This window comes from Pseudoalteromonas sp. B62, assembly GCF_037162565.1.
GTDB classification, from domain to species: Bacteria; Pseudomonadota; Gammaproteobacteria; order Enterobacterales; family Alteromonadaceae; genus Pseudoalteromonas; species Pseudoalteromonas fuliginea.
The window spans coordinates 2,994,084-3,018,665 of record NZ_JARLVB010000002.1 but is presented as its reverse complement, the minus strand read 5'-3'; the positions used below and the strand labels follow the sequence as shown (position 1 = coordinate 3,018,665).

Genomic DNA, 24,582 nt, shown 5'->3' with positions numbered 1-24,582 from the left:
GGCCTAATTATAATAACCGTATAGAAGCACTATGATTTTTAATTTTTCTTCATCTAAAACATTAGTGGCCTTAGCCGTTGCCTCAAGTATCATGCTTGCAGGTTGTAGCGCTACCGCTAACACCTCTTCAACACAGCAAAGTGCTTTACCAGCAACCAAGGTTGCTGCGGTTGTAAACACACCAGCAGATATCGGCTCACAAAAAATAACGCTAGAACAAGCAATGGCCGCTCCCGATTGGATGGGTAATCAGCCAGAGAGCGCTTATTGGTCAAGCGATTCAGCTACTATTATTTATGCTCAAAAAGAGCAAGGTAATACATTACGCAATTTATTTAGCCAATCTGTTAACAGCCAAACAGCAGAGCAGGTAGCACTTAATAAACTTCATACTGTGGGTTCAAATAAAGCTGTTTATTCTAAAAATAAAACAATGGCGGCCTACACGTTTAAAGGCAATGTATTTGTTAAAAACCTAAAAACAGGTGAACTTAAACAAATTACAGCGACATCAACAAGTGAGTCTAAACCACAATTTTTAAACAATGGTGATTTAGTTTACCGCCAAGGTAATGTGTTTTTTAAAGTTGATTTAAAAACAGGCTTAACCAATGAACTTGCTAACTTAAAACTTGCTGATGAGCCAAAAGGTATTGAAGAGCCAAGCACCTATATTGCTAAAGAGCAGCATAAACTGATTAAATTTGTGGCGCTTCAACAAAAAAATAAAAAAGATAAGCAAGCACGCAATGAGAAAATTAATGAACAAAATGATTCAATTGCTAACACGGCTTACTACTTAGGTAACGGTAATAAAGTTGCAGAGGCACAGCTTTCGCCAAATGGTGATGCGTTATTAGTCGTAGTTAAAGAAAAAACTGATTGGCGCGCAGATGGCGATATTATGCCAAATTACATCACTAATGATGCAACCATTGAGCCTAAAAAAGCACGCCGCCGTGTAGCTGACGCTAAAGAAGAAACCTCACAGCTTGTCTACATCAATTTAACTAACAAAGAGCAAACATCACTTAGCTTTAATACCTTACCAGGTTTTGATGAAGATGTTTTAGCCGCAGTTAAAAAAGAAAATTATGCACGTGATGGTAAAACATATAAGTCTAAAAAGGCGCCTCGTGGCATTAACGTTATTATGGACTGGGGTTTTGAGCAAAGCCCAATAGTATGGAACGACGACGGCTCACAAGTGGCTGTCATGCTTGAAGCGTGGGACAACAAAGATCGCTGGCTTGCGTCTGTCGATTTTAAAAACAACAAACTTGTGTCGCAACATCGCCTACATGACGATGCATGGATTGCTTACGCATTTAACGACTTTGGTTGGTTACATAACTCAAACACGCTTTATTACCTTTCAGAAGAATCTGGTTACAGCCAGCTTTATAAAAAGCCAGTCAATGGTAGTGCAACTGCGCTTACACAAGGCCAATTTGAGGTTTCTAACTTAACGCTTACCAGCGACGACAGCGCAATTTATTACAAAGCGAATGTTGAACACCCAGGCCTATACGAAATTTACCGTGTTAACCCGCAAACCGGTAAGAGTGAGCAAGTTACTGATTTAAACGGCATGACCGATTACGCGTTAAGCCCAGATGAAACCAAGTTACTCCTTAAGCACTCTACTATTACCATGCCTAATGAGCTTTATGTAGCAGACGCACAAGCCAACGCAAAAGCAACGCGCTTAACGCACACAGTGTCGGATGAGTTTTTAGCTAAAAAACTAACTGCACCTAAAATTGTTGCCGTGCCATCGAGCCATACTGAACAACCTATATACGCAAAAGTATACTACCCAGCTGATTACGTTGAAGGTGAAGTAGGTAAAAATCGCAAAGCGGTTATTTTTAACCACGGCGCGGGTTACTTGCAAAACTCACATATGGGGTTTTCGGTTTATTTTCGTGAATTTATGTTTCATTCATTGCTCGCTGATGAAGGTTATATAGTAATGGATATGGATTACCGCGCATCTAAAGGCTACGGGCGTGATTGGCGGACTGCGATTTATCGTCAAATGGGCACACCTGAAACACAAGATTTAGCCGATGGCGTTAAATGGATGGCGCAAAATGCCAACGTTGATACCAAAGCAGTCGGTACTTATGGTGGCTCTTATGGCGGCTTTATGACCTTTATGGCATTGTTTACTGCGCCTGAGTTATTTCAATCAGGTGCGGCACTACGCCCTGTTACCGATTGGGCACATTACAACACAGGTTACACGGCTAATATATTAAACCATCCTGATGTTGACCCGATTGCGTATGAACGCAGCTCGCCAATTTATTACGCTGAGGGTTTAAACAAACGTTTACTCATTAATGCCCCCATGGTTGACGATAACGTGTTTTTTCAAGACTCAGTGCGTTTAGTACAGCGCTTAATAGAGCTTGAAAAACAAAACTTTGAAACAGCTATATTTCCTGTTGAACCACATGGTTTTGTACAGCCTTCAAGTTGGTTAGACGAATACCGCCGTATTTATAAGTTATTTAAAGAAACGCTTTAATCTTTACGCTTAAATTATAAAAACAAAAACGCCGCATTGGTTGACTAAACTAATGCGGCGTTTTTATTGGGTTGAACAAAATCTAACTTTATTTTTTCTTTTTAAAGAGCTCTATAATCAGTGGTATGGCAAGCAGAGTCCCGCCAATAACACCAATTAAATGTGCATCAATAGCTACAGTTGAGTTAATAAGCTTTCCTATATCAGCATTAGGGCCGCTAAATTGCTCAAACGCTATTTTAATCCATACGCCTATAAATAATAAATACCCCGACTTAAGCCCTACAGTTATATCTTTAACTGCCCCCCAAATAATTACGCCATGCAGCAGAGCACTTAATCCGGTATAAATATGTATGCTTGGGCAAAACCAATACACGCCAAGTCCACACCACAGTGCCAGCGCACTTATATTAACGGCGTAACGAGTAGGTGATGTGTATTCGCCATGCAGTAACCAAATTAATAAAACACCACTGGCATTTAATCCCAAATGAGCCCAATTAGCATGAACAAATTGGCTAGAAAAAATTCGCCACAGTTCGCCTTGATTAATTAGCTCTCGGTTAAATTCAAGTAAACTATTTAAATCAAATGCAGCAAAAATGGTACTAAAAAGCAGCAGAATAATAGGCGGTAATATATAACGAGGTTGAATAGGTAAATTAAGCATTTTATTGTAATTTTTTAGTATAAATTTTTGCATATTGTGCCCGTTTAACTTTAAGATGCCAATTACCTTATCGTTATTAAGTGTTTTTAGACTTTTTATGCATTTTAAACTTAACTCATTATTTGCTATTGGACTGTGCGCAATAACATTGCCTTCTTTTGCACAGCAACCGATAGAAACTCGCGAACCAGAAGCAGCAACGGGCCTTAGTCACAAGCAAGTTGTGGTAGGTGACAAGTACATGGTTGCAGCGGCAAATCCGTATGCTTCAAGAGCCGGTCAACAAATTTTAGCCCAAGGCGGCAGTGCCGTTGACGCTGCAATAGCAACTCAACTAGTGCTTACTTTAGTTGAACCGCAATCCTCTGGTATTGGCGGTGGTACATTTATGATGTATTACAACAAAGCGAACAATAAATTGACTAGTTTTGATGGCCGCGAAACCGCACCTGCAAATGCAGATGAAACGCTGTTTTTAGATAAACACGGTAAAGCCGTTAAATGGATTGAAGCCGTTGTAGGCGGACGCTCTGTTGGTGTACCCGGTATTTTGCATGCCTTTGCAAGTGCGCATAAACAATACGGTATATTGCCATGGGAAGAACTTTTTAAACCCGCTATTGAACTTGCTGAGCAAGGCTTTGTAGTTTCGCCGCGTTTACATGGCTTATTAGCCCGCCAGTTAAACCCCGGTGTAATGAGCATGCCAATAATTAACGAATACTTTTACCCAAATGGTAAACTGATTGAAGCGGGCACAATTAAAAAGAATCAACCGCTTGCAGATTTATACAAAGACATTGCAAAGCAAGGCATTGATGCATTTTACAAAGGCGAAAACGCTAAACAAATGGTTAATGCTGTACAGCGCTCTAAAATTGCCCCAGGCAAATTAAGCGTACAAGACTTAGCAGATTACAAAAGCAAAGAACGCGATGCGGTATGTATACAATACCGTGCCTATAATGTGTGTTCAATGGCTCCACCAAGCAGTGGCGGTGTTGCGGTACTGCAAATGCTAGGCTTACTTGAACATAAAGATATGAGCGCACTTAAGCCAAACGGCGAAAAGGCGATTCATTACTTTAGCCAAGCTTCGCGCATAGCATTTGCCGATCGCGATATGTACATGGGCGATCCCGATTTCACCCAAGTACCTACAAAAGAGCTCCTAAACAAAGATTACATTGCCTCGCGCGCTAAATTAATTACAGAAACAGATCAAAAAGCCATAGCTGGTAATCCTGTAGGGTACTTAAGTTATGCAATGGATGATTCATACGAATTACCTTCTACCTCACACGTATCTGTTGTAGATAGTAAAGGTAATGCAGTTTCGATGACCAGTTCAATTGAAATGGCGTTTGGCTCTACGGTTATGGTTAATGGTTTTATTTTAAATAACCAGCTAACTGACTTTTCGCTTTCGCCACGTAAAAACGGCAAGCTTGTAGCAAACCGTGTAGAGGCTGGTAAACGCCCGCGTAGCTCTATGTCACCAGTAATGGTATTTAACAAAGATGGCAGCTTACGCTTAGTTGTGGGTTCTCCTGGTGGTAGTCGCATTATTGATTATGTTGCGCAAGTGGTTGTTGGCGTTATTGACTGGAACTTATCAGCGCAAGACGCTATAAACTTACCACGTACAACAAATCGTAACGATTACACCAGCCTTGAAAAAGGCACAACGCTTGAAGCTATTGCACCTTTGCTTGCTAAACGCGGACACAAAGTACGTGTTCTCGATTTGAACTCAGGCTTACATGCCGTTGAAATTAAAAATAACAAATTGTATGGCGGCGCCGATCCGCGCCGTGAAGGTGTTGCATTATCTGATTTAACTGATAATCACGTCACTATCAAATTTTAATTTATGTATAATACACTTGCAGGCAGTGCGGCTTGCAAGTGTTTTTCTCAATGGTCTGACCAACTTAATTGTCATTGCAATTAAACTTCTAACAATGATAATGACAGATCATAACTTAAGACTCCGTTAAAGCTTGGAAATATGACAACAAATACTGATCCTAACTACTTATATATTCATCATTCTGGCCCTGGCCTAATTGAAACGCCGCTATTAAACAAAGGCAGTGCCTTTAGTAAAAAAGAACGCGAAAATTTCAATCTTGCTGGTTTACTTCCTCCACGCTTTGAAACAATTGAAGAGCAAGTGGAGCGTTGTTATCAGCAGTATTCTAGCTTTACCGAAAATTTGAATAAGCACATTTACCTACGTGCAATCCAAGATAACAACGAAACACTGTACTACCGTTTAGTGCGTGACCATCTTGAAGAGATGATGCCTATTATTTATACGCCTACAGTTGGCGACGCTTGTGAAAAGTTTTCAGACATTTATCGCAGTGCACGTGGCTTATTTATTTCGTACGAAGACCGTTTTCAAATTGATGACATTTTACGCAACGCTACCAAAGGTAAAGTAAAAGTTATTGTTGTTACCGATGGCGAACGTATTTTAGGCCTAGGCGATCAGGGTATTGGTGGCATGGGTATCCCAATTGGTAAATTGTCACTTTACACAGCGTGTGGTGGTATAAGCCCAGCATACACATTACCTGTAATGCTTGATGTAGGTACTAATAACGAGAAGCTTTTGAACGATCCTATGTATATGGGCGCACGTCATAAGCGTATTGCTCAAGACGAATACGATGAGTTTTTAGATTTATTCATTAAAGCGGTTAAACGTCGCTGGCCAAATGTATTGCTGCAGTTTGAGGATTTTGCACAGCCAAATGCAATGCCATTACTTAAGCGCTACCGCAATGAAATTTGTAGCTTTAATGATGATATTCAAGGTACTGCGGCTGTAACGGTTGGTTCTTTACTTGCTGCGTGTCGCGTTAAAAATTCAACACTGAGCCAGCAAAAAGTGGTATTTGTGGGTGCTGGTTCTGCTGGTTGTGGTATTGCTGAGCAAATTATTAGCCAAATGGTTTTTGAAGGCATTACGGAAGCACAAGCGCGTAGCCAAGTATTTATGGTTGACCGTTTTGGCTTGCTTAGTGAAGGTATGGAAGGCTTACGCGACTTCCAACAAGCACTTGCACAACCGCAAGGCTCGTTAAGTGATTGGACTTACAGCGGTGAATACGCATCACTTCTTGATGTGATGCACTGTGCAGAACCTGATATTTTAATTGGTGTTTCAGGCCAACCAGGTTTATTTACCGAGCAGGTAATTCGTGCAATGCACGCAGGTTGTGAGCAACCTATTATTTTCCCATTAAGTAACCCATCTAAGCAGGTAGAAGCATACCCAGAAGATGTAATTAAATGGACAGATGGTAAAGCGCTTGTTGCAACCGGTAGCCCATTTGCACCCGTTGAGCACAATGGCGAAACGTTCCCAATTCCACAATGTAACAACAGTTATATATTCCCAGGTATTGGCTTAGGGGTTATTGCCGCTAAAGCAACGCGTATTACGGATGCAATGTTAAGTGTGTCTAGTGAAATGCTTGCAGAGTCGTCGCCGCGTGCCAATACAGGTAAAGGTAGTTTGTTACCTGCGCTTACTGAAATTGAAACGCTAAGTAAACGTATTGCATTTGCTATTGCTAAAAAAGCGATTGAAGAAGGTGTTGCACTTGAGATCACTGATGATGCTTTATGGGCCGCAATAGACAAAAATTACTGGTTACCAAAATACCGTAACTATAAGCGTTGTAGTGTTTAATTAGATTTATACGTAATTAAAAATAAATAACGTTGTAGGCACAGTTACAATGCTTAACAAAAAACAGGCAAATGCCTGTTTTTTTGGGCTTGTTCATATTTAATTAACCGCGTACGGTGTTTACTGGGTTTAACAAAATTAAAGGATCGACTTAATGAAAACTCTTACCCTTGTTTTAGGTAGCGCGCTGGCTTTAAATGTACTTAGCTTTGATGCACTTGCTGCAGCTACTCCCGATGGCCCTCATATTTACGTAAAGGGCGAAGCCACTCTTACCACAATACCGGATTACGTACAGCTTAGTGTAGGTATTACCGAAGTTGATAAGGATTTAATTGCAGCTAAAAATAAAACCGATTTAACCATCGCTAAAGCAATTAAGCTCGTAAAAGAAGTAGGGGTTAGAGAAGGTGATATAAATGCTGGGCAAATTTCAATAAACCGTGATAGTCAATATAACCGCACAACCGGTAATCAAGACTTTAAAGGCTTCAAAGTTTCTCGCACATTAACAGTAAAACTCAGCGATATAAACAAATACCCAGAGTTACTACAAAGCTTAGTTAACAACGGAATTAACGAAATTAACCAAACGCAATTTTTAGCAAGTAACTACAACGAACTACATAAAAAAGCGCAAAAATTAGCAATAAAAGATGCACGCGATGCAGCAAAAGAGTTTAGTGAAGATTATGGCGTTGATTTAAAAGGTTTGTATAGCGCATCACTAAGTCCACTCAATGTGCAATCTCAGCCTTATATGCGCGCAGAAAAAGTAATGATGGCTGATAGCGCACCAAGTAATTATGTACCTGATGCCTACCATGCTGGAGAGATTAAAGTAACAGCTTCAAGCTATGCTGTGTACTACATAGATTAAAATATAGGTTCTTCCTAGGGACGATTAACTCTATGTTGCTCGGTTTTTACTTAGCGCACTAGGTTACAAACCTCGCGCCGCGATTTAATCGCCCCTAGATTGAACAAATTTCAATCCAAATAATTCAACACGCCCTAGTGGTGCTCAAAACGTGCCACCAACTTCTCACCTTGCTCTTCGCTAATGCGGGCAATTGCATTGAGCATATTAGTTATTTCTCTCCTGTCGTATTCATTTGTGACATGTTCATTGATGTCATCAACAATCGCATTTAAATAATTAAACAAGCTGTTTCGTGCATCAGTGTCTTTGTGTGCAATAAACAAAATGTTTTTAAACGCCTCAAGCACGTTTGTCATTACGTATGCATCGCCTTTGGCGTAATTACGCAGTGGTGTAAAGTTGTCGTGTAATAATTCGTCAAAGCTTGTTTCATGAAGGTATAGCAATGGGGCATTGTCACTGTGCTTAAACGAGTAGTTAATATCGTTAATTGAAAGCCTTTGAATAAGTAAAATACTCAGCATATCAATTGATTTAACCGCAGTACCTGGATCGTTTATGCCTGGGCTCATTGCTTTAACCGCAATTTCTGATATTTGCGTCAACCCATAACGATAATGATCGCTAATGTATTCTTCTATATAAAAAATAAAGCAGTCGAGAATTTTATTTATCAGCGCTTCATCGTTTGCTATGTCTTTATTACATTTTAAAAACGGGTAACCTTTAACTGTAAAATAACCTTGGTTTACAGATATATATACCTTTATATCTTGCTCTGCCAAAATGGCACACAGCTTATCGGTATGTACGCCTTTATAATATCCCTCTGTTTTACTGACAACAGAGTGCCACTTGCTAAAGTCTGGAAAGTCTTCAACTGGGTGATCTGATTGCCTTTGTATTATTGTTTTAATTTCGTTTTTAGTTTGGCTAAATAAGCCATTTAACACATTATCAACCTGAATAGCACGAGAGATTGAATGTATAAAAAATACAAATAAACCTAATGAAATCAAGCCAAAAATAAGTGCGAATAACACACCAATTGAAGGAATTGCCGTACTGCCACCATCAAGCTTATTAATATTTATAAGCATAATAATTGAGTAAATTATGCTGCCTAAATAAAAGCCCAAAACCATTTGGTGTGATTTACGCGTAATAAGCCCTGGCACTACGCGAGGCGATAAACTCGCACTGGCCGAATTTAAAACCACCATTACCATCGAAAAACTAAACACGGTAAGCGAAATAATACTGCCTGCTAAAGTGCTTAAAATAGTACGCGCGTTTTCGGCGCTATCAACAAGTACAACCGATATAAACGATTTTAGCTGCTCAATAGGGGCTAAATATTCAACCGACATAGTTATAATGGCAAATACTAAAAAGCCCACTGAAAGCATAGAAGGGTAAAAGCCAATACTGTTAATCATTTCACGGTAACTGTCGGCTACTTTGCGAGGTACAAACATAAAATCCTTATGTAATTTTCTACTTACTTAATACCCTTAGCTTAGCTTAGCATAGGCATTTATTAAACTTCTGATAATGCTGCTCAAATTTATATGTTATTATCACGGCCACAATAATAAAGCGCATGCTTATGCGATAAAATAACAGGAAAACGCCATGATCATTTCAACTTATGCTGCATTACTTGCATTGTTTTACATTTATTTGAGCTTTAACGTAATAAAAGTGCGCCGCGCGGAGCAGATATCACTTGGTGATAATGGTAACGCAACGCTGCAACGTGCTGTGCGTGCCCATGCTAACTTTATGGAGTACGTGCCAATTGCTTTAATTTTACTTTTTTTGGCAGAATACCAAGGGCTTGCTAGCCATTACTGTCATATATTAGGTGGTGCGTTATTAATAGGGCGTGTGTTTCAAAATATAGGCATAGTAGAAAAAAACCTGAAATATCGCCAAATTGGTACTATTGCGACATTTTTAGTGATTATTGTTAGCGCCTTTGTATTGCTAGTAACACGTGGCTAATTAAAGAAAAGTTAATGAGCAAAATATTTATAATAGGTTTACCGCGTACCGGCACAACCAGTGTGTGCCACGCATTTTTAGAGCTTGGTATTACAACGGCGCATACCGCGTATACTAATGCTTGCTTTGAAAATGCCAGCGCAATTGCCGACACTCCCATATTTAACGATTTTAAAGCGCTTGATATTCATTATCCAAACTCTAAGTTTATTTATTTAGAGCGCGAATTGAGTGCGTGGCTTGCATCAATAAAGCAGCTTTTAACGCGTATGCACACTAATTTAACGCGCGGCGACGGGGGCTTTAATATTCATATAAAACGCTGTTATTTAAACACATTTAGTGAGCTTTCGCTTAATAATATTAGCGACGATAGTTACTTAACTCACTGCTATAAAACACATTTTAATGACGCTCAAACGTACTTTAATAACCGCGACAACGATTTTTTATCCATTGATATAGCAAAACCAGAAAGCTACAAAAAGTTATGCAACTTTTTAGCATTAAAAAGTGATAAAACTGATTTTGAAAAAATGAATATGGGCGGCAAAGTCACCGCATGGAACGATATTAAACACCCGTTAAAAGTTGAATCTACGGCTAAAGGGCGCATAGATAAATTACTGCCTTACAAGATTTTTAAATCAAATACGTTAAAATCCCCCGCATTATTATTTAAGTTGTACAGAACATGTTTGAATTAAAATATCACACCCCATTTGAATGGACCGAAGTTGTCCTTGCTGACTTTAATACTTTTTTACAAGATCACGCTGCTGCAGAAAAAAAGCATCGGGTATGGCTATGTCTATGCTTTCGCATTACCCAGACAAACGTAAATTAGTAAAAGCTATGACCGACTTAGCGCTAGAAGAATTAATACATTTTAAACAAGTACTTAAATTACTTTTAGAGCGTGATGTAAACTTAGGCGATGACAAAAAAGATCCGTATATAAAACAAATTCGTGCACTGTTTAGACATGGTCGTGATGGTTTTTTAATGGACCGATTACTGGTTGGCGGTGTAATTGAAGCAAGAGGGCACGAGCGTTTTTCTTTAGTTGCACAAGCACTTCCTGAGGGTAAAGAAAAAGACTTTTATGTTGCTATCGCTAAATCAGAAGAAAAGCATAAAAATCTTTTTGTTGAACTTGCTTACGAGTACTTCGAAAAAGAGGAAGTGGATATACGTTTAGAAGAATTGCTTATAGCTGAAGCAAAAATCTGTGAAAGCATCCCGTTCACGGCAGCACTGCATTAAAACTATTTTAGTTAAACTGTAAAACATAGATAATCAAGTCTGTGTTTTACTTCCTATACAGTAAAAACACCCGCCTTTCTGAACCTCACGGATAACAGCTTAATAAAATTAATTTTGCATCGCAATTTGCTAATCACAATTAAAAATCTTATTGATCAGTAAATAAGTTACTAATTTTAAACATAAATTACTTGGGCCAATAATTGCTTTATATAAAGAACAGTGGTTATATATTATTAAGTAAATTCTTCAAGCTGCCGATATATACCTACATAGTAAGTAATTTTATATAAGTTACAAACTCAAAAAATACTAGGAGTAAATTATCAATGTCATCAGAAAGTAATGTTAAAGAGTTTGTAAAACCAAAGCCAGCTACTAAAGCGATGCCGAATAACATTTCCTCCATAACACAAAGCCAAAATAAACTTATCAATGTATTGTTGGTAGATGACGATCTTTTAATTGAGATTGTTATAAAAAAAATGCTTGAAGATGAATTTTTTAACGTTGATTTTGCTTCAAGTGCAGCAGAAGCACTTATTATGGTTTCACAAAATAATTATGACATTATTTTAATGGATATAATTATGCCTGAATTTACGGGCACAGATGCGATGCTAAAAATAAGAAAGCACATTGATAAAACCACAACAAAAATTATTGCACATACTTTTAGTGATAATAAATATATCAATTTAGGTTTTGATGGCCAATTATTAAAACCAGTTAAAAAAATGTGCTTATTGAAAATATTAAATCCTTATTGGTCTGATTTATAAAAAACAGCAGGGCGGTTCACTGTTTTTATTTATAGCTTACTAAAAACTTAAATTGTAATTTTCAAAGCGCTAATATTATTTAGCGATTTTGTGTATATTAAACCTTTAATTTATTTAAACTTGTAAAAATCCTTTAATAAGAATAATTACTTCAAATTATTCCTTTAAAGTATTAGCAACTTCGCTTTTGTAATTGTTGCATATATAAGAGCAAACGTTTCACACTTCTTAAAGTGGTTTAACAATCACAATTATCAAACTCTATAATAATAAAAAACAAATAAACTTATTTAGCCTAGAGCCCACGTATCACAAGGGTTTAACTTTTAAAACATTAATATTTTTTAATAATTAATAGATACTCATCTTGGGATGGAATTTGCTTTATAAGGTTATATTCTAATTTTATAGTTTATTAAACATTATAATTTTTAAAGTTAACGAGGCAAAATTATGAGCAAAACACAGTACGTTACAGTAGAAGGTCATCAAATTGCTTATCAAGAAATGGGACAAGGCACACCTTTATTATTAATACATGGCATACCAACTAACAAATTTTTATGGCGAAATGTGATGCCCAAACTCGCACCAGAACATCGAGTAATAGCGCCTGATTTACTAAACTTTGGTGAATCAGATATGCCAATTAACACCGATGTATCTATAAATGCGCAATGTAGAATAATGTGTAAGTTTATGGAAGAACTCGGTATTTCTAAAGTTAATATTGCTGCACATGATATTGGTGGTGGTGTTGCTCAATTAATGGCGGTAAATCATCCTGATAAAGTAAACGGATTAGTTTTAATAGATAGTGTATGTTTTGATTCTTGGCCAATACCAGAATTTGAACCTTTGCTAGAACCTGGTGTAGAAGAAAAGACAAGTGTAGCTGAATTTGTTGATACATTAAGAGATTTCATGCCTAAAGGTGTATACGATTCTAGCGTAATGACTGAAGAGTTAATGGAAATATACTTAAAACCATGGAGCAACGAGCAAGGAAAAGCCGCTTTATTTAGTAACATGCGCAGACTCAATAAAGAATATACACAAGCTATTGCAGGCGATCTTAAAAGCTTACCTCATGAAGCACTCATATTATGGGGTGAAGAAGACAAATTTCAAAAGCCAAAATATGCGCCGATGTTAGAAGAAGCAATTCCAAATTCATCATTGGTTTGGATAGATAAAGCCGCACATTGGGTTGTTGATGAGTATCCAGATAAAGTATCTGAGCTTATTGGTGAATTTATGAATGATAAAACATTCTAGTGAATTACTAGGTTTATTAAAAAGCTATTTATTTCAATACGTTAAGTTTGATTGGGTAAAGTAGCTATTAGATAATCATTGTTTATACCGCTTGATAATATTAATAACCAAGCGGTATTTTTATATGTTCAAGAAGCTAATACCGTAAATGGGTAAGGCACTAACCATTAAGATAAGTAGGTTAATGCTTATTAAATAGTCAAAATATCGCGTTTGTACGTTAATTAATGAAGGTGAGGAACTTGATTATATATTTATTTATACTATTTAACATAATGTCCCCTTTAGGCTGCGACCGTAGCTGTAGGGTGCAGCACAAAAGGGATTGTACATTTCTTACCCGCCATTCTGACGGGGGGTAAAATGGCCTAAGCGACATATTGGCGCCATAATTTAGCGCGTTCAGTATCACCAGCCTTTTCAGCTTTAGCTAACTCAATTGTAGCCACTATTTTCAAGGGTTCAGGGTGTTTACCTATCGTTGCGATCATTAAAGCGTTATCTTCACTAAATTCATTGATTCCTTGTCTAATCTTGGATATCGCTTGTTTTGATACACCTAGCAAGCTGGCTGTCATATAGTCGGACTCAATGTCCACGGTGGCTTTAAACCAATCGAGTAGTTCAATCGAATTGCTTATTTTCATAACTTTTCTCATTCAGGCCGCAGGTGCAGAAGCATAAAATAATCTAATTTCAGGGCTTTGCAAGGTAACTTGGCAATTGACTTGGTCGATTGGCAAGTTACTATTAAGTGGCCTCGGCAGAGGTATCATTCAGGTCAGCGGGGCGGCTGAGAGGGTCGCAGCTTTCAGTTTAGCCCCGTTCTCTTAATTTGACATGAATGGTTACTTAAAACGTCCCTGAATGGATTAGAAGCGATGACAGATGCACCACAAAATATTTTAACTCTCTCCACAGTTTTCGACACAACGATTAATGTAAACCTTGATCATAAGTACATTCACTCAACAGGTGGTGTAACTGCGTTTTTTGATACGTTGACGTTTGATGACGAAGTTCAATTAATCAGTTGCTATAAGGCGCTTAAAGGTTGTCATGTTAATTGTGGCTGCTTCCAAGTATTACCTAATGAATTTGTAAAGCTTAGAGAACAAGCTAAAGCCCTCGACCTACTTACCTAACCAGCCTTGTGCTGGTTTTTGTGTTTATAGCTAAAGCTATCAAGGTAGCTTTAGCTATAAATACACTCGTTAAATAAACGGTTGCGGAGCTTTAGCGCTTAAATTGGATCATAGAGTTTTGTGGTTTAAGCGCACCGCAATAGTGGGAGTTGAGTGCTCCAATAGGGCTATCACGGGAACAATACCAAAAGCCCTACCTGTACGAAGCGATAACATTACTGGCTAGGATAAGCGCCCAACTGGGGTAATTGGAGACTCGCAATCTCCCGCACATAACCGTTAGGAACACGGCCAACGTTATGAGAGTGAGCAGGGGTATCAGGGGTGCGTAGGTTGAAAGCACTTGAATAGTCACTCTTGCGGTAAGTTTACCAGGACGAACCGCCATCCGAAGCAACGGCTTACCAGTACGCACTAAATTAGCGTGTACTGATAAGCCCCTCAAGCGGCTTAGGGTGCAGCGCCTACATTGCAATTAGCATAAGTACCGATTCAGTTCGGTTAATCTTATAGCGGTTTGCAAGGGGCTTGCTGCACCCGAAGCGCAGCGAGGGGCAGCAAGACTATTAAGAGTCCTCAGCCCTTTTAGGGCGCGCATCATAAACAAGGAGAATAGCCCCGCAGGGGCCATCCTTTTACTGGGCTGCAATGGCTCTTTATTGCGGCCCATACAACCGAAGGGCGTAAGTGAGGTGAAAAGCCCCGCAGGGGCCAGCATTTGGCCCGCCGCAGGCGAATAAAAAAACTGACCTGTTTTGATAAAAATGCAAATAAAACTTATTGGGCGGTGCGGTATGTGCGTCAACAAGGCGCGAAGCGACTTTTGTCCACATATCCACGGCTTATTGTATTGTGCGGTAAGTGTGGCAACAAGACGCGAAGCGGCTTTTGTCCACTTATCCACAAATTTCGTTTTTTTCGTTAAAAAACAGGTGGTTAAAGTTAAATGTCTGATTCTAAAGAAAAAATACATGCACAATTTGAATCAATCCTGGTGCTTGAAACAGAAGTGGCCGCAAGTAGTGCATTCAATGTCAAAGCTAAAGCCCTGGAACTCGCTAAAGCCCAACGCAGGCTGTGTGCGTTGCTTATGAAAGAAGTGATCACACTGACTCACAATGTAGAGCAGCTACAACGGGAGCGCAGCAATGGGTAAAGCCGTACTAGGTAAAATCACCTGTCCGCACTGCGGCAGTGAAGACGCAACCGTTCACGAACAAGCGAGCCGCTCAGCGCGATTATATTACCGCTGTATGGACGGCCCACACGGGCCATGCGGCACCATTCAATGCACGTTACCAGGCGGGCAAAAATTCATTCGTGACAACGTGCGCCCGCTTAACGGCGTAGAGATTGACGAAGCCGCCCACGAAGCCGCCGAAGTTGCCCGGGAAGAGCAGACCAAAGCCGCTACCACTGCAACCCGTAAAAAAACATTTATGGACTCACTATTTGGAGATGATGACGCATGAGCCTAGAAAATGACGTACAAGAGCAAACAATTGACGATATTGCGGCCCGTTTAGGTAGCCCCGACTTTGGTGATTTTGCTGATGATGAAAAAAGTCCCGAAATAACTGATCAGGTTATGGCCGAGAAGGGCGAAACCCCCAAAATTAATGCTGGTGATCTACTTAGTACCATGGTGGTGTTCGGCACTAATTACCTAGCGGCTCGCCGTGGTGAGCATTGGGTACTAAGCGAGGATGAAGCGCGCGGGCTAAGCCATGCCATTGATGAAGCTATGCCAGACGTTGAAATGTCGCCTATGTGGGCGCTGGGGGCTGTTTCAGTGGGAATATTTGGCCCGCGCATAATGACCGATATTAATCTAAGCAAAATTGAGGAGGAAAACGAGGATGAAGAGACCACCGACACCACTAAAGCGCCATGATGCCAGTTTAGAAAACCGTAATGTGTTAATCGTAGGCGCGTCAGGTAGCGGTAAATCAGCATTTTTGCGTGAGAAAGTCGATTTTAAACAAGAGCGGATCATTGCGTGGGACCCTGACGAAGATTATTCATTGCCCCGTATTCGTACTATGGCCGCGTTTGAAAAGCTGGTTAAAAAGTGCGGCTTTGGCCCTATTCGTTGCGCGCTTACAGTTCGGCCCACAGAGGAAAACTTTGAAAAGTGGGCGGCCCTGGTCTTTGCTATTTGCCACCAAGCGGCGCCAATGGATATTTTAGCGGATGAAATAGCCGATGTTACCCGCGTTGGTAAAGCCCCGCCTAATTGGGGGGAGTTATGTCGTAAGGTGCGTAAATACGGCGGTAGGTTGCTTGCAATCACCCAGCGCCCACAAGAATCAGATAAAACCATCTTAAATCAGGTTGAGTTTATGTGGTGCGGCGCGCTTAAATCCGCAGCCAGTTATAAATACATGGCAGCAGAAATGGGGGTGACTGTGCAGCAGCTGCAAACGATTAATAACATTCACCGTAAGCAAATTCAGTATTGGATCCGCAAAGGAACCGACGCGGCCACACTCGAAACCATTAAGTTTTAAATTATGTGCCAATTAAAAAAAGGTGAGTTATTTAGAATTAAGCGACTTAAGGTTAACCGCCTTAAATGGATTTTAACTGAGATTAGGCAATATAGACGTATGTCCGGTTATCAGAAGCTGAAACGACATGATGCTTTAAAAAATAAGATAAAGGTCGTTATCATCGGCTTAATTGGTCTGGATGAAATGCAACAGGCTAAGTTTATTCGTTCACGCGCTGAACGTGCAGGAGTGAGTTTTTATGTGGAAACTAATTTGTGACATGTTAGATGACATGGTTTGTAGCGTGCTCGATTTCTTTGAGTGGCTGGTAAGAAGTGGATTAATTATTTTTGTCGTTTTTATGATGGGATTAATTTTTTTAGCTAAAGCTATAAATTAAAAATGTTTAACAGGCCGTTTTAGCTATAAGTAAAGCTAAGACGGCCTTTTTAATTCCCCTTTACGCTCCAGCTTCCACAAACGTGGCTTTATCAACGTGCAACCAACTGGAGCAGCACTTATGTTTAACAAAAATCGCTTGATCACTATCGGCATGGCTTTAGCCGTTTTTGCCGCAATCAACAAAGTACGCGCTTTGCGTCCTGTTAAAAACTTAATTAACTAGGAGCTGCATACATGCGCGAAATTTCAAAAATGCCAAGTATTACGGGTGTAGAAGCTGGTAACACTGTATCGCTTGATGTCCCCGTTGGCCTGACTTACGACAAAATCCACCTGCATTACACAGGTGTAACCGCCGCACAGCTTAAAAACATTCGTATTGAGCTAAATGGTAACTTGCTGACTGAATACAAAACGTTGCAAGACTTACTGAATGAGAACAACACCTTTAAACGTGAAACTTTAGGTGACTATGCAACCTTCCACTTTGTACGTGATGAACTTAAAAGCGCACAAGGCCCGCAGCTGGTTGAGCAACGCTTTTTTGCATTGGGTACCGTTGGCCTTTCAACTGTACAAATCAAGTTTGATATTGATGCCGCAGCAGCCGCGCCAGCACTTCAAGCATATTGTGAAAAATCAGCGCCCGCTGTGCCTGGTTGGTTATTCAAACGCCGCTCATTCATGAAAAACTTAATTGAAGGGCGTACAGAAATTGAAAACTTGCCACGTCCGCCAGGTGCGCACATCGGCCAAATTCTCATTAAAGCGCCAGGCATTACAGGCGTAGAGTTTTTGATTGATAACGTGAAATGGCGTGGTGATATTCCACTGGAACTACATAACCACATTCTTAAACAAAATGGCCGTAGCCCACGCGTTGACGAGTACTTGATTGATTTCATGCTTGAAGGCGATATGTACGGCAGTTTAAAACTTGATCAGGCAATTCGTGACATGCGTTTACGTATCGATTCTGATACAGGTGGTCAATGTGAAATTGTTGTTTACTACTTCTCAAATTACGCACAATCGACTTTCTAAGGGGGTTGTATGTTTTCAAGCATGTTAGGTGCAACAGGGGCCGCAGCAGCAAATAATATTTTGCCTGTTGGTGCTCCTCAGCCCTCAAGTATTTGGGGGGATATGGGCGGTTTCTTATCTCAGGCGGTCAATACTTACGGCCAGTTTGAAGCCATCAAAGCGGCTAAAAACAGCACAGGCCAAGGGCGTGTTGAGCACACTAGCACGCCTGAGCTTAAGAACGGCGCAGCGCGTTTAGTTGATGCGCCAAAGGTGCCACAAGTACCAGGTTCTCAAGCAGCTGAGCCAATGGTATTTGGCTACCCACAAAAAACGGTGATTATGGCGTTTGGTGGGTTACTTGTCCTGGGCTTAGTTTTGCGAGGTCGGAAATAATGCAACAACCATCAGGAAAAGGCCTTAAGTTTTTTGCTTACGGTGTGGCCGTAGCGGCCATTGGTGCAATCGTGGCTGAGTATGCCCGCGATTGGATCCGTTCTCGTAAGGCGAGTAAGTAATGGGCGGCGGTGGCATGAGTGCCTCAAACTCCAGTGCTGCAAGCTCGGGTACGGGTGACCAAGCGGCGAATATAGGATTCCAAGGCGGGGCGGTTAATTTTGGGTCGAATAACAACAATCAGTTGTTAATTCTCGGCGCAATTGCCCTTGCTGCATTGTTCTTATTCAAAAAGTAATTTTATGCGTATTGCACACAGTAGCGAACTTGAAAACATCAAAACAGCAGCTGGAAACCTCAACGATTACGCTGATATACAGCGACAAATAGAACTTAGCCAGGCTTTATTAGTTGAATTTCAAAACTGCTACTGTGTGCTCCGTCTTGATGATGACGGTTTATGTGTGGTCTGTGCCGAGGGTAAAAACTTGCTCAAAATGGCCCCGCACATCGTTAGAATTGCGCGAAAATTAAAAACCCCTCCATTGTGTACCACACAAAGCGAAAAGCCTTAGCGCGTCATTTACGTGCTTACAATTTTAACTATGAAATGACCGATACCAACGGCCATTTTGTTTATAGGATGGTTTTATAATGGGTAGTAAATCCAGCTCAAACAGCCGCCAGGATACCAGTAACACCAGCACGTCTTTGGGCGTACAAGGTGATAACACCGGTTATATGACCGTTGGCAACGGCAACACGTACAACATTCAACAAACAGACCACGGTTTAGTAGACGGCCTAGTCGGCATTTGGGGGGATATGTCGGGCAATATGGACAGCATGGTTAGTGCCGCTAGTGATATGACTTATCAAAACAACATCATGACCGAGAACGTCACCAGTGATGCGTTTAACATGGCCCGTGATGTAAACAGCGACAGCTTAGATTTTGCCAATAACAGTTTAGGCGAAGCGTTCGATTTTGGCCGTGATTCACTCGACTTTGCAGAACGTTCTCAACAAGGTGTATTTGATGCAGTTAATAGCGCGTTTGGTTTTGGCACTGATGCGTTAGACGCTAATACTAATTTAGCCCGTGACAGTATCGATGCACAGAACAACTTAGCGCGCGATAGCATAGAGGCACAAAGTTACCTAGCTGAAACCTCCATTGATGCGAATAGTAGCTTGGCCCGTGATGTAGCGAGTCTGTCCGAATCCATGCACGCAACCAATACCGCCTTTGCTAACAACGCCATGTTAAACACCATTGACGCAATCGGTGATAGCAATGAACGGGTATCAGAATTAGCCTATTTTACCGCGAACAACAGCAGCGACTTAGCCCGTGATTTTGCCACCGGTACCGCTTCGGCTTATGCGGATGCGGCTAAAAGTTCACTGTTAGCCAGTGAGCAAGCATTGCAGTTCGTTGATGACATGAGCCGCAGTGATGACAGCCAATTGGCCAAAGACACAAACAAAACCATGGTTTATGTCGTTGTCGGCATGGCGGGCGTTGTCGCCCTGGCGCTAACCGTAGGGAGAAAATAAAAATGCTTTACAAACAAACCATTCGTGCTGGTGAAGTGCGAGAAATTGCAAAAGTAGGCCGTCAAATTAAAATTATTAATTGTGAATCGACATTACAATTGCGTGTGTTTTTAAAGGGTGAAAACTTACTCGATACAGAAGTTAGAAGCGGCTTTGATGTCACTTTTTCTAAATTTGATTCAATCACGTTGCAATCAGACCAAGAGCAACGAATCGAAGTATGGGCTAGCCCAAACCCATTAGGCTATGAAGCGCCAACCAAAGGCAGCAATTCAAACCTCAGTGATGTAATTGATCACTATGGTGGTTCACAACAAATTCTACCTTTTGAGCGTAACCGCGTAGCCATTACTTTATTCAGTGATACCGAGCCTTTTTGGTACGGGGGTCAAGGTGTAACCATTGCAAATGGTATTCCTGTCGCCGCAGGTGTGCCTCATAAAATTGAAGGTTCGGGCGAGTTTCACATAGCAATAAATAAACCGCCAAAATTTGGAATTACAGGTGTTTTGGGTGATATAGATTCCGAATATAGCGCGTCATTGGCAGACGAACCGCAGATTGTTAATGATGGGTTTATAGATAACCAATCATATAGAGTTAATTTTTTTACTAACAAATACGGGTCAAGTGTTTTTGAATTTTCAGACTTAGATGCAAAGTTTTTTGCAAGTGATGGGAATGGGGATTTAATCGGTGTATCACAAGCGCGGTTTAATTATAAAGGGCAAGTTATTACGGCCAATACGATTGGTGCAACTGGGTTTGGTTGTGTTAACTATTCAAACGGGCGGCTTTTTGTTGGTGGTTGGGTTGACAATTTTGCCACAATTTGGGAGTACGACTATGCGACAGAACGGTTAATAGTGGTAAAGACAACAAGCTTAGCAAGTGTAAGATTTGCGTATGCTGTTTTTTGTACTTTGGAAAATGAGTTATTTTGCTTGGCAGGTACAAATGGCGAAGGTTATGTGTATAAGGTAGGCGGTTCGGATTTTGAAAAAGTGGCAAATATGACCACATCAATGGAAGGGCTGAGCGCAATAATAACCGAAGCAGATGGGTTCTTATGTGTTTCTACTAATAAAGACCGAGAAATCATAGACAAAGCACAAAGCGCCAGAGTAGATATTTTACCAAGCTTTTTGTATGACGTAAGTATCACCCCTGAAAAGTGGGTGGGTATTAACTCTACAGAAGTATATGAAAGCCTAGATGCAGGCACAAGCTGGCGGCTTGCAGGTGATTTTGGGCGCTCAATTGGTAATAGCAATTACAAGCCGCGGTTAATTAATGTGGGTGTTGATTGGTATGTAACAACTAATAACATTCCAGAGCCTGCTGGTTTTGCCCTACTTGAGCAAGTGAAGCTAACAGAAACAGCTATAGCCAAAATTCGCATGTTAAAAGAGGTGATTTAATGTCTCAAAACAATGTAATCACCTTAACGTTTGTCACTATTATCTTGCTATCTGGAGCGCTGTACATGGCTAAATCTAAAGGCTTACGCAACAATAACCCACTCAATATTGAAGAAAACGGCACTGATTGGGTTGGCCATGCAGGCGATGATGGCCGCTTTGTGATCTTCGAAACCGTAGAGCATGGTTTAAGAGCGGCGGGGCGCATATTACGCACCTACGCCACCAAATATCAGCTAAACACGATTGCGGGTATTGTATCGCGTTGGGCGCCACCGTCCGAAAATGACACACAAAATTACATCAACTTTGTGAGCCAAAAAACAGGGATTGCCCATGACCGACCTTTAACGCGGGAGACTTATCCGCAGGTATTGGCCGCTATGATACACATGGAAAATGGATCGCAACCGTTTAGCCTGGACGAAATACGCCAGGGCTTCGAATGGGGGTTTTATGGCTAAATTTCTTAACACCAATTTTAAATGGTTGCTACTGGCCGCCGCAGCCGCTTACTTTTACCGTAAGACTGACGCTGCAGTGAAAACGCTCACAAGGCCAGTTGCGGCGGCGCTTGCAGAGGTGCAATTTGCCATAAACGGCAGCAATTACATCAAATACCCTAATCCTGGTTTCTATTTAAATCCTGACAAGTTAGATAGTGATCAACGTGTCAGGGATAAAACCTGGCTCAAAGCCATGTACATGACCCATGACGACCACGGCGATTATATTGAGCAAATATTCGATGCCAGCTTACAGCTCAAAGCGCCCTATATACCGCTGATTGGTGGGCTAGTTGATGCGTCCAGTATCGTTACAGCGCTTAAGGGGTAACGTATGGATTCAAGCACATTGATAGTAATAGGCGTACAAATAGGGGGCTTTATTGCCACCGTAGCCACGTTAAAAAATGATATTAACTGGCTAAAGGTGATCATCAACGCCCAGGACGAACGAATAAAGAAGTTAGAGGAAAAACTATGTTAGCAACACTCGGCAAATACTTAGCAGTAAAGTTAGTCACTGAAGCGTTTTTAAAGCGCGTTTGCTTAGCCACGGCCAAGCACTTAGCCAGCAAAACAACGAATGACTTGGATGATGAACTTGTCAGCGCCTTAAGTGATGCGCTAAAGTAACGCCTCCTAAAGGTAAAAAGCCCTGGCATAATCGTCAGGGCTTTTTTATTACTACGCCTTTTTAAGCGGTGCAATCACCTCTAGCTCTGCCAGTTCCTGCGTTTGCTCAGCCATTTGTTTTTGCATTTGCTCTACAAAATTCCAGTTAGTAGAGATTTCTATCAGCTCATGGCCCATCTCCTTTAAGCGCTCCCGCGTAGAAACCAGGTTCTTTAAATGCGTAAGCTCAGTCTTTAAGTTTAAAATCGTTGCATCCTTAAAGCGGGTGCTTTGCTGTAAAATCCACACACGTTCTAAATACAACGGCTCAAAACGGCGGCCGTTAGGTGTCCACAAATACCCCTGATGGCAGATAAAAAAGCCGTTCCAATTGCCATGTTGAACAATGCCCGCAATCTTTTGTTCGAGTAATTTTAGGGCGCGTTTGCATGGTTTATTGGTTGTGATCCAACGCTCCAAAGTGCGTTCAGAGGTCAACAAATACTCAATTGCCGCTTTTCTATCAATCAATCCTGTAGCTGTAACAAAGCCAGCTTTACGCAGTGCGGTTTTAAAATCGGTCATTTTTTACTCCTTTGAATGTCGATTTAATGGTTCCGCGTAGGGTTGTTTCATGAAATTGATCCAAAATTTGAAAAAAGATCGAAAAAAAATGAAAAAAGATCGTAAAAAAAGAAAAGTTATAAAAATGGGGCTTAGGGCTGTCATTTTGATTGAACTGCAATAGTGGCCTGATTAGTGACAAAATAACGGTATTTAACATAATATAAATTATAGGTAGTTTATGCATATATAGAAAGAGCGCTTAAATGCGCCCTTACTATGTCCAATACTAGACGGTATCGGACATTAAGTGATTTTATTACAATAACAGGTATTATTAATACAGATACTTTATTTCTCAATTTGTTTAATCAATACTTAATAAACGCTCAGCTGTATATTCGTTAGTGATTAATCCACTGATCATGTTTGACCTTACTGCGCCCAAAATGGCTAACACTTTTTCTTCACCAGCAGCTATCGCATAAATCTGTTTGTTAGCATTTGTTTTTAATGGCGTACTTGCTACACGCTGATTAACTGTGCAATCTAAAAGCTTACCGTTTTTATCAAACACCCAACTAATCATTTCACCAACAGCACCAAGATCTTGTAACTCTTTAAGTTCTTGCGCATCAATAAAACCATCTATATGTAATGGCGACTTTTCACCTAAGCTACCAATACCCACAAATGTTACATCGGCATCTTTAGCGAGTTTTAAATTACCGGTAATATTTTGTTGTGCGTGTAACTGTTCTTTTTCTTCAATGCTTCTGGGTAAAACTGGCAATGGCATTGGATAATGTTTTGCATTGGTGTGTTCGGCCATTCTTACTACAACATCATAAGGTGAAGCCGATCCATCCAAAGCCATATTACCTAGCATGGCTACAATTTTATGTTGCGGACAATCGACGGTTCTTAGTTCATCTACACATGAACGTAAAACTCGACCGGTTCCCATAGCAAGTACTTTGGGTTGTTCTGATTTTAAATGACGTTCTATTTCTGCCGCGCCAGCTTGAGCCAAACCTAATGTAGACGATGGTTCAGACGGATCGCTCGGTACAACTTCACACGAATCTAACCCAAAACGGCTTTTTAATTTTTCGGCCAAATCCATACATTTGGCAATCGGGTGGTCAAGTCTAACTTTAATTAATCCTTGGCTCACAGATAATGCGACCATTCTTTGTGCAGATTGGCGAGATATATTTAGCTTTTTAGCAATTTCATCTTGTGTGTTACCGCCAACATAATATAACCACCCTGCTCTGGCTGCATCATCTAGCTTTCTAATTTCTGTATTTGATAGCTTTACCACGTA

30 protein-coding genes and 1 pseudogene are annotated in these 24,582 nt (G+C 40.5%); 26 read left to right on the top strand and 5 right to left on the bottom strand.

Annotated features, from left to right (window positions below; genetic code table 11):
- Positions 1–31: 31 nt before the first annotated feature.
- On the top strand, positions 32–2,536 hold the full coding sequence (locus tag P4S71_RS18120) for a S9 family peptidase (protein WP_337151209.1): 2,505 nt from the start codon (positions 32–34) through the stop codon (positions 2,534–2,536).
- Positions 2,537–2,624: 88 nt separating this feature from the next.
- Here P4S71_RS18120 and rrtA read toward each other — a convergent pair whose 3' ends face one another.
- Positions 2,625–3,242 (bottom strand): rhombosortase, encoded by a 618-nt coding sequence (gene rrtA / locus P4S71_RS18115; RefSeq protein WP_337151208.1) that lies wholly within the window; start codon positions 3,240–3,242, stop codon positions 2,625–2,627.
- A gap of 64 nt (positions 3,243–3,306) precedes the next feature.
- On the opposite strand from rrtA, the gene ggt reads away from it, so the two are divergent.
- From ggt to P4S71_RS18100, 3 genes are all read left to right on the top strand, one after another.
- On the top strand, positions 3,307–5,079 hold the full coding sequence (gene ggt / locus P4S71_RS18110; protein WP_337151207.1) for a gamma-glutamyltransferase: 1,773 nt from the start codon (positions 3,307–3,309) through the stop codon (positions 5,077–5,079).
- Positions 5,080–5,220: 141 nt separating this feature from the next.
- Complete coding sequence (locus tag P4S71_RS18105) at positions 5,221–6,915, top strand: NAD-dependent malic enzyme (protein WP_337151206.1); 1,695 nt, start codon at positions 5,221–5,223, stop codon at positions 6,913–6,915.
- Positions 6,916–7,069: 154 nt separating this feature from the next.
- Positions 7,070–7,795 (top strand): SIMPL domain-containing protein, encoded by a 726-nt coding sequence (locus P4S71_RS18100; RefSeq protein ID WP_337151205.1) that lies wholly within the window; start codon positions 7,070–7,072, stop codon positions 7,793–7,795.
- 134 nt (positions 7,796–7,929) lie between these two features.
- On the opposite strand, the gene P4S71_RS18095 is transcribed toward P4S71_RS18100, so the two are convergent.
- Positions 7,930–9,276, bottom strand: a complete 1,347-nt coding sequence (locus P4S71_RS18095; RefSeq protein WP_337151204.1) for a DUF2254 domain-containing protein — start codon at positions 9,274–9,276, stop codon at positions 7,930–7,932.
- 157 nt (positions 9,277–9,433) lie between these two features.
- On the opposite strand from P4S71_RS18095, the gene P4S71_RS18090 reads away from it, so the two are divergent.
- The 5 genes and pseudogenes from P4S71_RS18090 (at position 9,434) to P4S71_RS18070 (ending at position 13,131) form a co-directional block, all read left to right on the top strand.
- Positions 9,434–9,805, top strand: a complete 372-nt coding sequence (locus P4S71_RS18090) for an MAPEG family protein (protein ID WP_149605286.1) — start codon at positions 9,434–9,436, stop codon at positions 9,803–9,805.
- A gap of 14 nt (positions 9,806–9,819) precedes the next feature.
- Complete coding sequence (locus tag P4S71_RS18085) at positions 9,820–10,512, top strand: sulfotransferase (protein WP_337151203.1); 693 nt, start codon at positions 9,820–9,822, stop codon at positions 10,510–10,512.
- A pseudogene (locus tag P4S71_RS18080) lies at positions 10,500–11,071 on the top strand (tRNA-(ms[2]io[6]A)-hydroxylase). The gene P4S71_RS18085 and the pseudogene P4S71_RS18080 overlap by 13 nt, the downstream one beginning before the upstream one ends.
- Positions 11,072–11,400: 329 nt before the next feature.
- Complete coding sequence (locus P4S71_RS18075) at positions 11,401–11,853, top strand: response regulator (protein WP_337151202.1); 453 nt, start codon at positions 11,401–11,403, stop codon at positions 11,851–11,853.
- A gap of 453 nt (positions 11,854–12,306) precedes the next feature.
- Positions 12,307–13,131: an alpha/beta fold hydrolase gene (locus P4S71_RS18070; protein ID WP_337151201.1), complete on the top strand. Its 825-nt coding sequence runs from the start codon at positions 12,307–12,309 to the stop codon at positions 13,129–13,131.
- Positions 13,132–13,499: 368 nt separating this feature from the next.
- Here P4S71_RS18070 and P4S71_RS18065 read toward each other — a convergent pair whose 3' ends face one another.
- Positions 13,500–13,778 (bottom strand): hypothetical protein, encoded by a 279-nt coding sequence (locus P4S71_RS18065; RefSeq protein WP_064666337.1) that lies wholly within the window; start codon positions 13,776–13,778, stop codon positions 13,500–13,502.
- A gap of 234 nt (positions 13,779–14,012) precedes the next feature.
- Here P4S71_RS18065 and P4S71_RS18060 point away from each other — a divergent pair, with 234 nt between their 5' ends.
- The 17 genes from P4S71_RS18060 to P4S71_RS17980 all read left to right on the top strand — a co-directional run bounded on the left by P4S71_RS18060 (position 14,013) and on the right by P4S71_RS17980 (position 22,709).
- The gene (locus P4S71_RS18060) at positions 14,013–14,276 is read left to right on the top strand and encodes a hypothetical protein (protein WP_337151200.1); all 264 of its coding nucleotides are present in this window, start codon (positions 14,013–14,015) and stop codon (positions 14,274–14,276) included.
- A 946-nt stretch (positions 14,277–15,222) separates the two neighbouring features.
- Positions 15,223–15,432 (top strand): hypothetical protein, encoded by a 210-nt coding sequence (locus P4S71_RS18055; RefSeq protein ID WP_064666244.1) that lies wholly within the window; start codon positions 15,223–15,225, stop codon positions 15,430–15,432.
- 172 nt (positions 15,433–15,604) lie between these two features.
- A complete protein-coding gene (locus P4S71_RS18050) occupies positions 15,605–15,748 on the top strand; it encodes a hypothetical protein (RefSeq protein WP_337151199.1) in 144 nt (47 codons plus the stop codon).
- Positions 15,745–16,170 carry a hypothetical protein gene (locus P4S71_RS18045; RefSeq protein WP_337151198.1) on the top strand — a complete coding sequence of 142 codons (426 nt, stop codon included), beginning with the start codon at positions 15,745–15,747 and terminating at the stop codon, positions 16,168–16,170. The genes P4S71_RS18050 and P4S71_RS18045 overlap by 4 nt, the downstream gene beginning before the upstream one ends.
- Entirely contained in the window at positions 16,136–16,786 is a 651-nt protein-coding gene (locus tag P4S71_RS18040) for an ATP-binding protein (RefSeq protein ID WP_337151197.1), read from the top strand. The genes P4S71_RS18045 and P4S71_RS18040 overlap by 35 nt, the downstream gene beginning before the upstream one ends.
- 3 nt (positions 16,787–16,789) lie before the next feature.
- The gene (locus tag P4S71_RS18035; protein WP_337151196.1) at positions 16,790–17,047 is read left to right on the top strand and encodes a hypothetical protein; all 258 of its coding nucleotides are present in this window, start codon (positions 16,790–16,792) and stop codon (positions 17,045–17,047) included.
- Between the two features lie 357 nt (positions 17,048–17,404).
- Positions 17,405–18,214, top strand: coding sequence for a major capsid protein P2 (locus P4S71_RS18030; protein ID WP_337151195.1), 810 nt, complete (start codon positions 17,405–17,407; stop codon positions 18,212–18,214).
- Positions 18,215–18,223: 9 nt separating this feature from the next.
- Positions 18,224–18,589 (top strand): hypothetical protein, encoded by a 366-nt coding sequence (locus P4S71_RS18025; protein ID WP_227008914.1) that lies wholly within the window; start codon positions 18,224–18,226, stop codon positions 18,587–18,589.
- Positions 18,589–18,711 (top strand): hypothetical protein, encoded by a 123-nt coding sequence (locus P4S71_RS18020; RefSeq protein WP_264373506.1) that lies wholly within the window; start codon positions 18,589–18,591, stop codon positions 18,709–18,711. The genes P4S71_RS18025 and P4S71_RS18020 overlap by 1 nt, the downstream gene beginning before the upstream one ends.
- Complete coding sequence (locus P4S71_RS18015; RefSeq protein WP_337151194.1) at positions 18,711–18,887, top strand: hypothetical protein; 177 nt, start codon at positions 18,711–18,713, stop codon at positions 18,885–18,887. The genes P4S71_RS18020 and P4S71_RS18015 overlap by 1 nt, the downstream gene beginning before the upstream one ends.
- A 4-nt stretch (positions 18,888–18,891) precedes the next feature.
- Complete coding sequence (locus tag P4S71_RS18010) at positions 18,892–19,164, top strand: hypothetical protein (protein WP_337151193.1); 273 nt, start codon at positions 18,892–18,894, stop codon at positions 19,162–19,164.
- Positions 19,165–19,243: 79 nt separating this feature from the next.
- Positions 19,244–20,149 carry a hypothetical protein gene (locus tag P4S71_RS18005; RefSeq protein ID WP_337151192.1) on the top strand — a complete coding sequence of 302 codons (906 nt, stop codon included), beginning with the start codon at positions 19,244–19,246 and terminating at the stop codon, positions 20,147–20,149.
- 2 nt (positions 20,150–20,151) lie between these two features.
- Positions 20,152–21,570 (top strand): hypothetical protein, encoded by a 1,419-nt coding sequence (locus tag P4S71_RS18000; protein WP_337151191.1) that lies wholly within the window; start codon positions 20,152–20,154, stop codon positions 21,568–21,570.
- A complete protein-coding gene (locus P4S71_RS17995; RefSeq protein ID WP_337151190.1) occupies positions 21,570–22,034 on the top strand; it encodes a virion protein in 465 nt (154 codons plus the stop codon). Before P4S71_RS18000 ends, P4S71_RS17995 begins: the two co-directional genes overlap by 1 nt.
- Positions 22,027–22,407, top strand: a complete 381-nt coding sequence (locus tag P4S71_RS17990) for a hypothetical protein (protein ID WP_337151189.1) — start codon at positions 22,027–22,029, stop codon at positions 22,405–22,407. Before P4S71_RS17995 ends, P4S71_RS17990 begins: the two co-directional genes overlap by 8 nt.
- Positions 22,408–22,410: 3 nt before the next feature.
- Entirely contained in the window at positions 22,411–22,560 is a 150-nt protein-coding gene (locus P4S71_RS17985) for a hypothetical protein (protein WP_167542967.1), read from the top strand.
- On the top strand, positions 22,554–22,709 hold the full coding sequence (locus P4S71_RS17980) for a hypothetical protein (protein WP_167542968.1): 156 nt from the start codon (positions 22,554–22,556) through the stop codon (positions 22,707–22,709). The genes P4S71_RS17985 and P4S71_RS17980 overlap by 7 nt, the downstream gene beginning before the upstream one ends.
- 51 nt (positions 22,710–22,760) lie before the next feature.
- Here the strand turns inward: P4S71_RS17980 and P4S71_RS17975 are convergent, their stop codons facing one another.
- Together P4S71_RS17975 and P4S71_RS17970 are read right to left on the bottom strand one after the other, a co-directional pair.
- Positions 22,761–23,273, bottom strand: coding sequence for a DUF3653 domain-containing protein (locus tag P4S71_RS17975; protein ID WP_301562227.1), 513 nt, complete (start codon positions 23,271–23,273; stop codon positions 22,761–22,763).
- A 346-nt stretch (positions 23,274–23,619) separates the two neighbouring features.
- On the bottom strand, positions 23,620–24,579 hold the full coding sequence (locus P4S71_RS17970; RefSeq protein WP_002960874.1) for a sugar-binding transcriptional regulator: 960 nt from the start codon (positions 24,577–24,579) through the stop codon (positions 23,620–23,622).
- Between the last annotated feature and the right edge of the window lie 3 nt (positions 24,580–24,582).